General features: G+C 43.2%; 12 protein-coding genes. 2 read left to right on the top strand and 10 right to left on the bottom strand.

Features of this window, described 5'->3' with window-relative positions:
- Positions 1 to 11: 11 nt before the first annotated feature.
- The 3 genes from J2S25_RS05760 to J2S25_RS05770 all read right to left on the bottom strand — a co-directional run bounded on the left by J2S25_RS05760 (position 12) and on the right by J2S25_RS05770 (position 4,145).
- On the bottom strand, positions 12 to 941 hold the full coding sequence (locus J2S25_RS05760; RefSeq protein WP_044393367.1) for a manganese-dependent inorganic pyrophosphatase: 930 nt from the start codon (positions 939 to 941) through the stop codon (positions 12 to 14).
- A gap of 1,150 nt (positions 942 to 2,091) precedes the next feature.
- A complete protein-coding gene (gene ald, locus J2S25_RS05765) occupies positions 2,092 to 3,216 on the bottom strand; it encodes an alanine dehydrogenase (protein WP_044395686.1) in 1,125 nt (374 codons plus the stop codon).
- A gap of 785 nt (positions 3,217 to 4,001) precedes the next feature.
- Positions 4,002 to 4,145 carry a hypothetical protein gene (locus tag J2S25_RS05770; RefSeq protein ID WP_307191472.1) on the bottom strand — a complete coding sequence of 48 codons (144 nt, stop codon included), beginning with the start codon at positions 4,143 to 4,145 and terminating at the stop codon, positions 4,002 to 4,004.
- Between the two features lie 106 nt (positions 4,146 to 4,251).
- Here J2S25_RS05770 and J2S25_RS05775 point away from each other — a divergent pair, with 106 nt between their 5' ends.
- Positions 4,252 to 4,692, top strand: a complete 441-nt coding sequence (locus J2S25_RS05775) for a universal stress protein (protein WP_307191473.1) — start codon at positions 4,252 to 4,254, stop codon at positions 4,690 to 4,692.
- Between the two features lie 53 nt (positions 4,693 to 4,745).
- Here J2S25_RS05775 and argH read toward each other — a convergent pair whose 3' ends face one another.
- Both argH and J2S25_RS05785 read right to left on the bottom strand, forming a co-directional pair.
- Positions 4,746 to 6,116 carry an argininosuccinate lyase gene (argH, locus tag J2S25_RS05780; protein ID WP_307191474.1) on the bottom strand — a complete coding sequence of 457 codons (1,371 nt, stop codon included), beginning with the start codon at positions 6,114 to 6,116 and terminating at the stop codon, positions 4,746 to 4,748.
- The gene (locus J2S25_RS05785; RefSeq protein ID WP_307191475.1) at positions 6,113 to 7,318 is read right to left on the bottom strand and encodes an argininosuccinate synthase; all 1,206 of its coding nucleotides are present in this window, start codon (positions 7,316 to 7,318) and stop codon (positions 6,113 to 6,115) included. Before J2S25_RS05785 ends, argH begins: the two co-directional genes overlap by 4 nt.
- Before the next feature lie 201 nt (positions 7,319 to 7,519).
- Here J2S25_RS05785 and J2S25_RS05790 point away from each other — a divergent pair, with 201 nt between their 5' ends.
- Positions 7,520 to 7,837: a hypothetical protein gene (locus J2S25_RS05790; RefSeq protein WP_044390754.1), complete on the top strand. Its 318-nt coding sequence runs from the start codon at positions 7,520 to 7,522 to the stop codon at positions 7,835 to 7,837.
- Between the two features lie 121 nt (positions 7,838 to 7,958).
- On the opposite strand, the gene J2S25_RS05795 is transcribed toward J2S25_RS05790, so the two are convergent.
- The 5 genes from J2S25_RS05795 to tpx all read right to left on the bottom strand — a co-directional run bounded on the left by J2S25_RS05795 (position 7,959) and on the right by tpx (position 12,509).
- On the bottom strand, positions 7,959 to 8,471 hold the full coding sequence (locus J2S25_RS05795) for a MogA/MoaB family molybdenum cofactor biosynthesis protein (protein WP_044390752.1): 513 nt from the start codon (positions 8,469 to 8,471) through the stop codon (positions 7,959 to 7,961).
- A gap of 4 nt (positions 8,472 to 8,475) precedes the next feature.
- Positions 8,476 to 9,312 (bottom strand): EcsC family protein, encoded by an 837-nt coding sequence (locus tag J2S25_RS05800; RefSeq protein ID WP_307191476.1) that lies wholly within the window; start codon positions 9,310 to 9,312, stop codon positions 8,476 to 8,478.
- Between the two features lie 97 nt (positions 9,313 to 9,409).
- A complete protein-coding gene (locus tag J2S25_RS05805; protein ID WP_044390750.1) occupies positions 9,410 to 10,597 on the bottom strand; it encodes an acetate kinase in 1,188 nt (395 codons plus the stop codon).
- Positions 10,598 to 10,851: 254 nt separating this feature from the next.
- On the bottom strand, positions 10,852 to 11,847 hold the full coding sequence (locus tag J2S25_RS05810; RefSeq protein WP_307191477.1) for a class I SAM-dependent methyltransferase: 996 nt from the start codon (positions 11,845 to 11,847) through the stop codon (positions 10,852 to 10,854).
- Positions 11,848 to 12,008: 161 nt separating this feature from the next.
- Complete coding sequence (gene tpx, locus J2S25_RS05815; RefSeq protein WP_307191478.1) at positions 12,009 to 12,509, bottom strand: thiol peroxidase; 501 nt, start codon at positions 12,507 to 12,509, stop codon at positions 12,009 to 12,011.
- Positions 12,510 to 12,656: the final 147 nt, after the last annotated feature.

Raw genomic sequence — 12,656 nt, forward strand, 5'->3', positions numbered from 1 at the left:
GTTTTGCGTTATTATTTTGCCAGTACGTTTGTCAGTACTGGCACAACCTGCTTCTTGCGGGAAACAATGCCTTTTAGTGTCGCGGTATTGTCTTTTAACGTAACACCGAAGGCTTCTTCGACTGCAGAAGCCATTTCCCCAATCGCAATCGCAGCAGAATCATTTGTTAAAATGTCCGTGATGACCAGCAAGAATAAATCAAGTTTCTTTTCAGTCACTTTCTTGATCAATGCATCCTCCAGTTCCACCCTGCGCAAGAGAACATCATCGACATCCACCGTATTGACTTGAGCGATTTCAACCTTATGATCTCCCATCTGGAATTCCTTCGCATCAAGGGAAACTAACTCTTCAATGGTTTTGCTGCTAAGATCTGCGCCAGCCTTTAGCATTTCAAGACCGTATTTATCTGCATCCACCCCTGCTATTTCAGCCAGTTCACGAGCAGCTGCCACATCCTGATCTGTGCAGGTTGGAGATTTGAACAGTAAAGAATCGGAAATAATTGCAGACAGCATCAGTCCAGCAATATTCTCTTCAATTTCGATATTGTTTTCCTTGTATAACTTTTTCAGGATTGTCGCTGTGCATCCTACAGGCTCCACACGAAAATAAAGCGGATCGCTTGTCTCAAAATTGGCAACGCGATGATGGTCAATGACTTCTACTATTTGCACATTCGCAATATCCTCTGCGCTTTGCTGACGTTCATTATGGTCGACAAGAATGACCTTCTCCACTTCTTCAGAAACCCTGCCAGCAAGACGCGGTGCTTCCGCGTGGAAATAATCTAATGCAAATTGAGTTTCCCCATTGACCTGGCCTAGACGTACAGCTTCTGCATCAACACCTAGCTTTTGCTTTAAATTTGCATACGCAATCGCCGAGCAGATTGTATCTGTATCAGGATTTTTATGCCCAAAAACAAGTACTTTTTCCAATCACGACACTCCTCAGGTTAAAATTTCACGGAAATTCTATCAGAGAACCCGTATCCAATAAATAATATACGCTAAAACCGAAAGATTTTAAACAGATTTGAGAAAAACCGGGCAAAAACCGCCCGGTCCTTTTTGGTTTGGCCGATCATCGATTTCCACTCCAGACACTCGCTTGCCGCGGGGCGACAGGTGAGCCTCCCCTTGCTTCGCTCAAACCTATTACGATCGCAACCGAGCCAATCACCATCCAAATAAGTAATTTCGCGCCAAACCCTCACAGGATAGGTTTTTTTGTTAAGAACATAGAACTTGTCAAAATAACGGGGGGTTCTTGACAACTTTTCGCTCTACGTCCCCAAACCTGTCAAAATAACAGGGGTTTCTTGACAACTTTTCGCTCTACACCCTCAAACCTGTCAAAATAACGGGGCTTTCTTGACAACTTTTCGCTCTACGTCCCCAAACCTGTCAAAATAACGGGGTTTTCTTGACAACTTTTCGCTCTACACCCCCAAACCTGTCAAAATAACGGGGCTTTCTTGACAACTTTTCGCTCTACACCCTCAAACCTGTCAAAATAACAGGGTTTTCTTGACAACTTTTCGCTCTACACCCTCAAACCTGTCAAAATAACAGGGTTTTCTTGACAACTTTTCGCTCTACACCCACAAACCTGTCAAAATAACAGGGTTTTCTTGACAACTTTTCGCTCTACGTCCCCAAACCTGTCAAAATAACGGGGCTTTCTTGACAACTTTTCGCTCTACGTCCCCAAACCTGTCAAAATAACGGGGCTTTCTTGACAACTTTTCGCTCTACACCCACAAACCTGTCAAAATAACAGGGCTTTCTTGACAACTTTTCGCTCTACGTCCCCAAACCTGTCAAAATAAATTTTTCCAGCATTAGCACATAGCCTACGCTTAGGCAAGCCGTTTGCCGCTAACTCCTCAAGACGTTTTTCGCCTTCGTGTCTATCAACAAAAAAGATTCGTTTAAGAATATTTGGCTCCATGCCTTGATTTTCCCGCAATTGCAAAAAAAGGGTCAACATATATTATTCAAGCGCCTTGGTCAGCTCCGACAAGCGCTGCCCGTCTTTTTATAGGAAAAAAGATCCGGAATGATTATTTCCGGATCTCGTTTTTCATTATGAAATTTGTTCCAATAAAGTTTTTGTTTCAGAGTATACCAGGTTATGCGCTTCGGCTACGGCCTGATAGGTTACATAGCCGTTCAGCGTGTTGATCCCTTTCAGCAAGGCTTCGTTGTCAAGGCAAGCCTGCTTGTACCCTTTGTTCGCAATTTGCACCGCATAAGGCACTGTTACGTTTGTCAGTGCGATTGTGCTTGTGCGGGGAACTGCTCCCGGCATATTGGCAACAGCGTAGTGTACGACACCATGCTTTTCATAAGTAGGGTTGTCATGAGTTGTGATTCTGTCCGTTGTTTCAAAAATTCCACCTTGATCGATCGCGATATCGACAACGACGGATCCTGGGTTCATAGATTGGATCATTTCTGCAGTTACCAGCTTAGGAGCCTTTGCACCAGGAATCAATACAGCGCCGATTACAAGGTCAGAAGCTTTAATCGCTTCAGCAATATTCAATGGATTGGACATAAGCGTTGTAATATCAGAACCAAATATATCGTCTAAATGGCGAAGACGATCGGGATTCAAGTCAATCATCGTAACCTCAGCACCAAGTCCGACTGCCATCTTTGCTGCATTCGTTCCGGCTACACCGCCGCCGATGATGGTAACCTTGCCTCTTTGGACGCCAGGAACGCCACCAAGAAGGATCCCTTTTCCGCCATGCACCTTTTCTAGAAACTGAGCGCCAATTTGGGTAGACATACGTCCAGCCACTTCACTCATAGGCGTCAGCAATGGAAGTGAACCATTTGCCAGCTGCACTGTCTCATAGGCGATTCCCACTACCTTGTTCTCAATCAATGCTGTTGTCAGTTCGGGTTCTGGGGCCAAGTGCAAATAGGTGAATAAAATTAACCCTTCACGAAAATAACCATACTCTTCTGGCAGAGGTTCTTTCACTTTCATGACCATATCCTGTGCCCATGCTTCTTGTGCATTTTCGACAATGAATGCACCAGCAGCTTTGTAATCTTCATCGGTAAAACTCGAGCCGATGCCGGCAGCTGATTCGATATACACCTCATGTCCGAATTTCACAAGGTTGACAACTCCTGCAGGCGTCATGGCCACTCGGTTTTCATTATTCTTTATCTCTTTAGGTACACCGATACGCATTCTTGCATACCTCCTATGTATTATAATCGCTCATCCATTCATCCTGCTCCATCTCATAATTTTCAAAATAAAAAACAGGAAAAAGAAACGAGATTGAAAACACTTTCATTTTAGTAGAAAAAAGCGCGTTTGGCAAAACAATTCGTTTGAAATTTTTTAAATATATTATTCTGTATATTTGAATAATTCTATATAGTGAATTGGAAAGCACAACTCCTCGAATTTACTATATTACTAAAACAACTGCAATAAGGGTATCTCTCTTGCAGAATGATGCCCTTATGCGTGCAGTTCCGCCTCCATAAGGCTATCTCTCTTGCGGAATGATACCCTTATGCGTGCAGTTCCGCCTCCATAAGGCTATCTCTCTTGCAAAAAGATACCCTTATGCGTGCAGTTCCGCCTCCATAAGGCTATCTCTCTTGCAAAAAGATACCCTTATGCGTGCAGTTCCGCCTCCATAAGGGTATCTCTCTTGCAGAATGATACCCTTATGCGTGCAGTTCCACCTTTATAAGGGTATCTCTCTTGCAGAATGATACCCTTATGCGAGCATTCCCACCTCCATAAGGGTATCTTTCATGCGGAATGATACCCTTATGCGTGCAGTTCCACCTTTATAAGGGTATCTCTCATGCAAAAAGATACCCTTATGCGTGCAGTTCCACCTTTATAAGGGTATCTTTCATGCGGAATGATGCCCTTATGCGAGCAGTTCCGCCTCCATAAGGGTATCTTTCATGCGGAATGCCCTTATGCGAGCGAGGTCACGGTTTCGTTCATTTCTATTCTTTTTTGGAAGCTGTTTTCATTTGTTCCTCGGGGATTATTCCGCTGTTGTATGAATCCATGATCTGCTGGCTGACTTGCATGACGCCTTGGTCATCGTAATGATAGGGTGCCCGCCCTTGTCTCTGCTTTTTATTCATTGTTCCTTCCTCCTCGTATATAATGCTTACATTTATAGTTTTCGTTGGATTGTCACAGCTATGTAAACGAAACTGTTGTATAATAAAGGAAAAGGAGGCGAGAACTATGGCGCTATATTATAAAAATATTTTAGTTGCCGTTGATGGTTCTAAAGAAGCAGCACGGGCTTTTAACAAAGCCATTGAAATCGCAAAAAGGAACGATGCTAAACTGGTCATGACCCATATCATCGATTTGCGGACATTTGCCACGGTTGAGGCATATGACCGTGCAATCTCTGAGCGCGCGAATCAGTTTGCTACTGAGCTGATGGAAAGCTACAAACAACAGGCGACCGATGCCGGAATTAAAGATGTAAGCTATGAAATCGATTATGGTTCACCAAAGGTCAAGATTGCGAAAGATGTTGCAAAAAAATACAACGCCGACCTGATTATTTGCGGAGCAACTGGAATGAACGCAGTTGAACGTTTCTTTATTGGAAGTGTGTCTGAACATATTACCCGCTATGCATCCTGCGATGTCCTAGTAGTTCGAGCAGAATAATAAAAATTTTCAGGAATAAAGCCCGCAGCCAGATGCTGCGGGCTTTATTCCATTTACAACAAGTTTTTCGCTTTTTCAAGTTGTGCCCGAACCTGCGAAAAGCCAGTGCCCCCAGCACTATTCCTTCTATCAATAGCGTTGTATGGGTTTAAGACCTCATAAATGTCTTCCTCAAATAAAGAGTTCATGTCTTTATAAACAGCTAACGGCAATTCGCCAAGATAACAGCCTTTTTCAATGCAGGTGAGCACAAGCTTGCCGACGATTTCATGGGCTTGGCGGAAAGGAAGTCCTTTTGATGCTAGATAATCAGCCAGCTCTGTGGCGTTAGAGAAGTCATTTTTGACCGAGCTTTCCATTTTGTCTTTTCTTACCTTCATAGTACCGACCATTCCAGTAATTATCTTCAGAGAGCCCCTTACTGTCTTGACTGTATCAAACATTCCCTCTTTATCTTCCTGCATATCTTTGTTATAAGCTAATGGCAAGCCTTTCAATATCGTCAACAGTCCTATCAGGCTGCCATATACCCGGCCCGTTTTTCCCCGGATCAATTCGGCCATATCGGGATTTTTTTTTTGCGGCATGATGCTGCTCCCAGTCGTGAAAGCATCGGACAGCTCAATGAATTGAAATTCCTGGCTAGTCCAGAGAATAATTTCTTCACATAACCGGGAAAGATGCATCATCAATAGAGAACTGTCTGACAGGAATTCAAGAATGAAATCGCGATCGCTGACTGCATCAAGACTATTTTCATAAATCCCGGCAAATCCAAGCATCGATGCCGTTTTATGACGGTCGATCGGAAAAGTAGTTCCTGCGAGTGCCCCGGCACCAAGAGGCGAGAGATTAATCCTTTTCAGGCTTTCACTAAAACGCTGTTTGTCTCTGTCCAGCATCCAAAAATAGGCCATGAGATGATGGGCAAATGAGATAGGCTGCGCCCGTTGCAAATGAGTATACCCTGGCAAAATCGTCTCAATATTTTGCTCGGCCTGTTGGATAAGCGCCTGTTGGAAATCGGTGATCAGCATAATGATGTCTGACACCTGCTCTTTCAAGTACAAATGCATGTCTGTGGCAACCTGGTCATTCCTGCTTCTCGCTGTGTGGAGCTTCCCGCCAGTCGGACCAATTAATTCTGTCAAATGGTGCTCAAGATTCAAATGGATATCTTCCAGTTTAACGGAATAATCCAGTTCCCCTTGCTCTGCTTGATATGCAAGTTTTTTCAAACCTTGAACGATTTCATTTGCTTCTGCTTCCGTGATGATGCCACAGGCAGCAAGCATGGTAGCATGGGCGACGCTTCCTTCAATGTCCTGCTTCGCCAATTCTTGGTCAAAGCTGATCGATGCACCGAACTCGTCTACCCATTCTTCTGCAGAACCGGTGAATCTGCCGCCCCATAATTTTTTCACACTGTCACCTTCTTGCCCTGGACCATACTGTGGACTACTGTTGGCAATCCCCATAGGTTGATGAAACCAACAGCTGCATTATGATCAAATTCGTCGTCTGCAGTGTATGTTGCCAATTTCTCATTGTATAAAGAATAAGGTGATTTTCGACCCTCGATTATGGCATGGCCTTTAAACAACTTGACTCGGACCGTGCCAGTAACATGCTTCTGTGTGGATTTTAGAAAGGCAGCCAGCGCTTCCTGAAGCGGAGAGAACCATAAGCCTTCATAAATTAGTTCTGTCAATTTTTTCTCGATTACTGGTTTGAAGTGAGCCACTTCTTTTACAAGCGTGATATCTTCCAGTTCTTTATGTGCCTTGATCAAGGTCATCGCAGCAGGCGCTTCATACACCTCGCGCGACTTAATGCCGACAAGACGATTTTCTACATGGTCGATTCTTCCGACACCATGCTTGCCTGCAATCGCATTTAATTCAAGAATCAATTCTGAAAGGGAATACGCTTTTCCATTCATGCCAGTCGGTACTCCTTCCACAAACTCAATCTCAATGATATCAGGGATATCTGGTGTATTTTCCAGCTCGGCAGTTAAATCGTATGCGTCGATTGGAGGTGCTTGCCATGGATCTTCCAAAATTCCGCATTCATTGCTGCGTCCCCACAAGTTCTGGTCGATGGAAAATGGACTGTCCAAATTGATTGGAATCGGTATGCCATTGTTTGCTGCATATGCTATTTCTTCTTCGCGTGACCATTTCCAGTCACGGACTGGAGCAATTACCTTTAGTTCAGGGTTCAAAGCTTTAATCGATACTTCGAAGCGAACCTGGTCATTGCCTTTCCCAGTGCATCCATGCGCTACTGCCATCGCACCTTCCATCTCGGCAATTTCTACTAGTTTCTTAGAAATAAGCGGGCGTGAAAGTGCGGAAATAAGCGGATATTTCCCTTCGTATAATGCATGTGCCTGGAGGGCAAACAGTGCATATTCATTAGCGAATTCTTCTTTTACATCCAATACATAGGATTGGACAGCGCCAATCTTCAAAGCTTTTTCTTTAATAAAATCGAGGTCTTTTCCTTCCCCGACATCAAGGCAGCATGCTACTACCGAGTATCCTTGATCCTTTAGCCATTTAATTGCTACAGATGTATCAAGCCCGCCAGAATATGCGAGCACCACTTTGTTTTCAGTCATTTGCTTTCTCTCCTTTTTTTGGTACGGATATTTATACATTTTTATAAATTTTTATTCACATTTATAAAAGTAACAGGTTTCGCGTTATTTTTCAAGATTAAATTTTGATTTTCTGAAAAAACTTCTGTTTCGCTAATGTAGAAGAGGCACTGCAAGTATAGTAGAATGGAAACATGTTTACCGGAATGGGGGGTCTCTCGAATGGATGATTATTTTCTTTATAACAGCCGACTAGGCATTCCTTTGCCTAAGTTTAAGAATAATTGGGAAGAATTTGATCTTGATACACAGCACGCCATCCTGCTTCACTGGGAAAAAATTCGCGGAAGCATTCCAGACCGGATTGCCGAGCTCGAAGAAACAATCAATCAAAAGCAAGTTCAGCTTTTTAATGAAAATGACTTTGGAGTTTCCTGTAAATTAAACAACGAAATTGCCGAGCTTGCATCCATCATCAACGACTTGTGGCTGTGGTACCGGACACATCAGGATCTTTCATTAGAGAAGATGCATGGATAATAGATACTTTTTCTTAAAGATGGCCTCATACTCTGAGGCTATTTATTATGTTTCACGCGAACCTAAGCCTTTTTCCCCACAAAAAAAGATGAAATCAGCAGGATTTCATCTTTTTTCTTGTTTATATATCCTTCTTCAACTCTCTTACTACATGTCCAATCTCTGGGAGGATCAGTTTTTCCATAGCCAGGCGGACTGCTCCTGTTGAACCTGGTGTTGAAAAGACCGCTCGATCATTTACGACTCCCGCTGCAGCCCGTGACAGCAATGCTGCTGAGCCAATATCCTCCTGATAGCTTACGATCCGAAAAATCTCGCCAAACCCCGGGATTTCTTTTTCAAAAAGGCTCTGGACTGTTTCAATCGTAACATCTCGTCTCGCGATACCAGTACCGCCGTTTGTGAGGATGACATCTACCTCTGGATTAGCGGAGCCTTTCAAGACTTCAGACCTAATTGGTTCTGCTTCATCTTTGACAATCACATAATCGACAATTTGGTGGCCGGCTGTTTCGAGGGACTCTATCATCAACTTCCCGCTTTTGTCGGTCTCTGCTGTCCTTGTGTCGCTTACAGTAATAACTTTACAGCGTACCTGGTTAGGTGCAGCCTGCTTATGCTCTTGAATGCTCATTTTCTCACCATGCTCCTTTTTCTTTAAAATATCTCATTTGGTAAAATTTATCAGAAAAATCAGTCACTCGCCTTGTCAACTGATAGTTTGCCCCCGCACCGATTGCCATCGAGAGGATCGGCATGCCCTGAACATGTTTTTTGCGGAACATCAAGATTGCCATCCCTTTAAAGATTTGCTTAATTGGCTGTTCAAGCCAAGTACTATTTGTAAAATCATCACTACCTTGATAAAAATAGAAATCTTCTGCCTGGTCAAGATCATTTTTCAATTCTTCCCAGCCAGCACTTTGCATCCTCGAAGGCATAGTGGATGTATGAAAGACCTTCAGCGCGATCATCATCTCAAAAGGTGTATTCACCTCATAACCGTATGTCATCGCAATTAACTGAACAATTCGCAGGTTGATTACAGCCATCGCTGGCATATCGACTCCGAGTACAAGATTTCCGCCGCTGCCTGATATTCCGCCCTGTACAAAGGAGTACACTCTGTGGCGAGCAATTTGTTGCCTGGCGATGAATTCAAGCTGTTCAATAGGCAGCTTTTTCAATTCCTCCATTGTCTCTAAGTCCGGATTGTAAACCCGGCCAGCAGAAAGAATCCGTTCCTTGGCATCATTTTGCAGTTGTGAACCCTGGATGAAAGAATGCAGGTGGAAAAGCCAACTATCGAGTAAAGCAAAGAAGCGCTCTTGAATCTCCACTGGCAATGAGGAAAAAGTTCGTTCCAAATATCGGTCATACGCCAGTTGCAAATCATTTGGCTCATAGTCATACAGCTTGTTTTCCCAAGCATACAATTCATCCAGCACCCTTTGTTCCCGTTGAGTCAGGCGCATCGAAAACCCTCCAGCTAATGTGAATTTTCTTCCAGTATAGCATAATTTTTATTCCAAATTAAAAGGCAGGAGCATTCAGCTCCTGCCTGACATCAAGTTATTTTGCCAAATGCATAACATCGCGGGCAATCATGACTTCTTCATCTGTCGGAATGATCATTACTTTTACAGGGGAGTGAGGATAGCTGATGAACGCTTCTTCCCCGCGCACTCTATTCAAAGCAGGGTCCCAGTAGATTCCCATAAACTCTAGTCCTTGCAACACGCGGGCGCGGATTGCTGAGCTATTTTCCCCAATTCCAGCTGTAAAGATGATGGCGTCCACACCGCACATACGTGCTGCATACGAGCCAATGTATTTATGGATTCTGTCAGCAAACACCTTCAGCGCAAGCTCAGCCCGATCATTTCCTTTTTCAGCTTCTTCTTCAATGTCGCGCAAGTCACTAGAGAATCCGGATACACCGAGCATGCCGCTCTCTTTATTTAGGACATTCAATACTTCATCAGCACTTTTATTGGTTTTTTCCATGATGTATGGAATCAGTGCCGGGTCAATATTTCCTGAACGTGTCCCCATTGTTACACCTGCAAGCGGTGTGAATCCCATTGATGTATCAATGGATTTGCCTCCTTCGATGGCAGCGATACTTGCACCATTGCCAAGATGGCAAGAAATCAGGCGGAGATGCTCGACAGGACGTCCAAGCATATCCGCGGCCCGTTGGGAAACATACTTGTGTGATGTTCCATGGAAACCGTATTTGCGGATTCCGTATTTTTTATAGTAATCATACGGAAGGCTGTATAGGTATGAGTTTTCAGGCATTGTCTGATGAAAAGCTGTATCAAAAACAGCTACTGCCGGAACATTAGGCAATACTTGCTGAAAAGCACGGATACCCGTTAAGTTTGCCGGATTATGCAGCGGTGCCAGCTCAGAAAGCTGGTCGATTTTTTGTAAAACTTCTTCTGTGATCATGACTGATTCATTGAATTCTTCCCCGCCGTGAACGACACGATGGCCAATTCCTTCGATTTCATCTAATGACTGGATGATGCCAAGTGTTGTCAGCTTATCAAGCAGGATATTAACTGCAACCTCATGGTTTGGGATATCGACAATTTCTTTGATTTTTTCTCCAGCCACACTGATTGTAAAAATAGAATCCTTCAATCCAATCCTCTCAACGATTCCCTTAGTGATAACTTCCTCGCTCGGCATTTCAAACAGTTGAAACTTAAGTGAAGAACTGCCGGCATTGATTGCAATAATTTTTGCCATTTTGTACCGCTCCTTTTATAGAACAACCTGATTAAAAACCCAGTGAATTAGGACACCTTTTATTGTGTGCCACAGGCCGTAAATATATCTCTCAATTCCTCATTTAAACACTGTCTTTTTCACATTTCAAGAAAAGCTTGCATAATCACCAAATGAGTTTTTATTCAGATACTTCTAATGATTAGAAAAAAATATTTCCACAGTGTTATTACCCTTTTGAATAACAAAAGAACCGGCAAATACCGGTCCTTGCTTTATTTAACAGTACTCTTATTCTCTTGATGCCATATGTCGATTTTATCTAGAATCCGTTTTACTGCCGGTCCATCGGATAACTTTGGCAACTCAGCTAAAAGAGCCTGTTTTGGAGGCTTTACTTCTTCCCCATTTTTCTGCAGGATGAGGATGCTTTTAGCAGCCTGCTTGGTTTTAAACAAAGAGACTGGAAGCTGTAAAATTCCTTGGACTATCAGATGATTCTTAATGAATTCCATCAAGATTGGTGCTTGGTCACTTTCAAACAGTCCATTAGGGATGAGGAGGAACGAATAGCCGCCATCTTTTAAATGCTTAGTGCTCTGCTCAATGAACAGATGATGTGAATACGTATGTCCTTCTGCTGCTTTGACTTCATAATCCGCTGACCTGAGATCATTCGGATAATAACCTACGGGAAGATCGCAGACAACCACATCCGCCGGATCGACAAACAAAGGTTCAAGACTGTCCTGATTAAAAAATTCAACTGAATGCTTTTGGAGATTGGCATGGACGAACGCAAGGCGAATAAGGAGATCATCAATCTCCACACCGACCGATTCGATCATTTTATTCGTCTGCTGATTTAACACTGTTGCTAGAAGATTCCCCGTGCCAACAGCCGGATCAAGCAGCCTAAATGATTGCTGATCCACAAATTTGCTGACAAGGTATCCGATGAAAATGCCAACAGAATCAGGCGTCATCTGGTGATTCGGCTGGATATGCTCTTTCATTCCCTTCAGGATCGCCAGTTGGAAGCCTTTGCGGATTTCCTCTTTGCTAAAAGCATCAAGATGGATATCTTTGTATGCTTTTTCCAGTCTTTTCTTTGTGACTTCATCTAATTCGTCCTGAAGCACCGTTTCCTGGAAAATATTTTCTCCTGTCTCAGCCAGCGCCTCCAAATAGGTACAGGAAAGTTCTTCTTTTAACATGTCCGCAGTATTATTAAATGCGGTAAATAATTGTTCGACCGGAGTCATACTCACTTTACTTCCTCCCGATATGAATAGATATTTATCTATTTTAGCGATGTTTCGAGTGATGTACAAGCTGGACAATTCTCGAAGTGAATTTTATACTTTCTTTAAATAGAGAAACAAGCCGCAGAGATGCTTATCTGCGGCTTGTTTCTTGAACGCTGTTTGTGTTAGTTTGCTTGCTTTGCAGCTTCAACTGCTGCTTCGTAGTTCGGGTGGTCTGTTGCCTCGCTTACGTATTCTGTATAAGTTACTTTGTCGTTTGAGTCAACTACAAATACAGCTCGAGTCAGTAAACGAAGTTCCTTGATCGCTACCCCGTAAGCTTGTCCGAATGAAAGTTCACGGTGGTCAGATAGCGTCTGAACGTTCTCAATTCCAGCCGCTCCGCACCAGCGTTTTTGTGCGAATGGAAGGTCAACGCTTACTGTAAGGATTTTCACATTTCCAAGATTTGCAGCTTCTTCGTTGAAACGGCGTGTCTGTGCATCACAAACACCTGTGTCAAGTGATGGAACAACACTGATCAGTCGAACTTGTCCTTTGGAATCGTTAAGCGTCACTTCAGAAAGATCATTTGCCAGCACGGTAAAATCTGGTGCCTGGTCTCCCACCTTTACTTCGTTTCCTAATAATGTTACTGGATTCCCTTTAAATGTAACAGATGCCATCTCTCTTCATCCTCCTTGTCCATTTTATGTACAGTGTTACTATATCTTTTACAGAATTGTTTTGCAATTATTTTAAAATGATCCAAGAAGATCCCAGCAAATTCGCGCCGAAAACAAGCTGCCTTTTCACGGTGAAAAGGCAGCACT

Origin of the sequence: Mesobacillus stamsii (assembly GCF_030814065.1) — a bacterium.
In the GTDB taxonomy this organism is placed as follows: Bacteria; Bacillota; Bacilli; order Bacillales; family Cytobacillaceae; genus Mesobacillus; species Mesobacillus stamsii.

What these genes read in the sequence shown, in the direction of transcription:
- J2S25_RS05790 (WP_044390754.1), top strand. Translation starts at nt 7,520, where the DNA reads ATGGATGATTATTTTCTTTATAACAGCCGACTAGGCATTCCTTTGCCT.
- J2S25_RS05800 (WP_307191476.1), bottom strand. Translation starts at nt 9,312, where the DNA reads ATGCGCCTGACTCAACGGGAACAAAGGGTGCTGGATGAATTGTATGCT.
- J2S25_RS05775 (WP_307191473.1), top strand. Translation starts at nt 4,252, where the DNA reads ATGGCGCTATATTATAAAAATATTTTAGTTGCCGTTGATGGTTCTAAA.
- ald (WP_044395686.1), bottom strand. Translation starts at nt 3,216, where the DNA reads ATGCGTATCGGTGTACCTAAAGAGATAAAGAATAATGAAAACCGAGTG.
- J2S25_RS05785 (WP_307191475.1), bottom strand. Translation starts at nt 7,318, where the DNA reads ATGACTGAAAACAAAGTGGTGCTCGCATATTCTGGCGGGCTTGATACA.
- J2S25_RS05805 (WP_044390750.1), bottom strand. Translation starts at nt 10,597, where the DNA reads ATGGCAAAAATTATTGCAATCAATGCCGGCAGTTCTTCACTTAAGTTT.
- J2S25_RS05795 (WP_044390752.1), bottom strand. Translation starts at nt 8,471, where the DNA reads ATGAGCATTCAAGAGCATAAGCAGGCTGCACCTAACCAGGTACGCTGT.
- J2S25_RS05770 (WP_307191472.1), bottom strand. Translation starts at nt 4,145, where the DNA reads ATGAATAAAAAGCAGAGACAAGGGCGGGCACCCTATCATTACGATGAC.
- tpx (WP_307191478.1), bottom strand. Translation starts at nt 12,509, where the DNA reads ATGGCATCTGTTACATTTAAAGGGAATCCAGTAACATTATTAGGAAAC.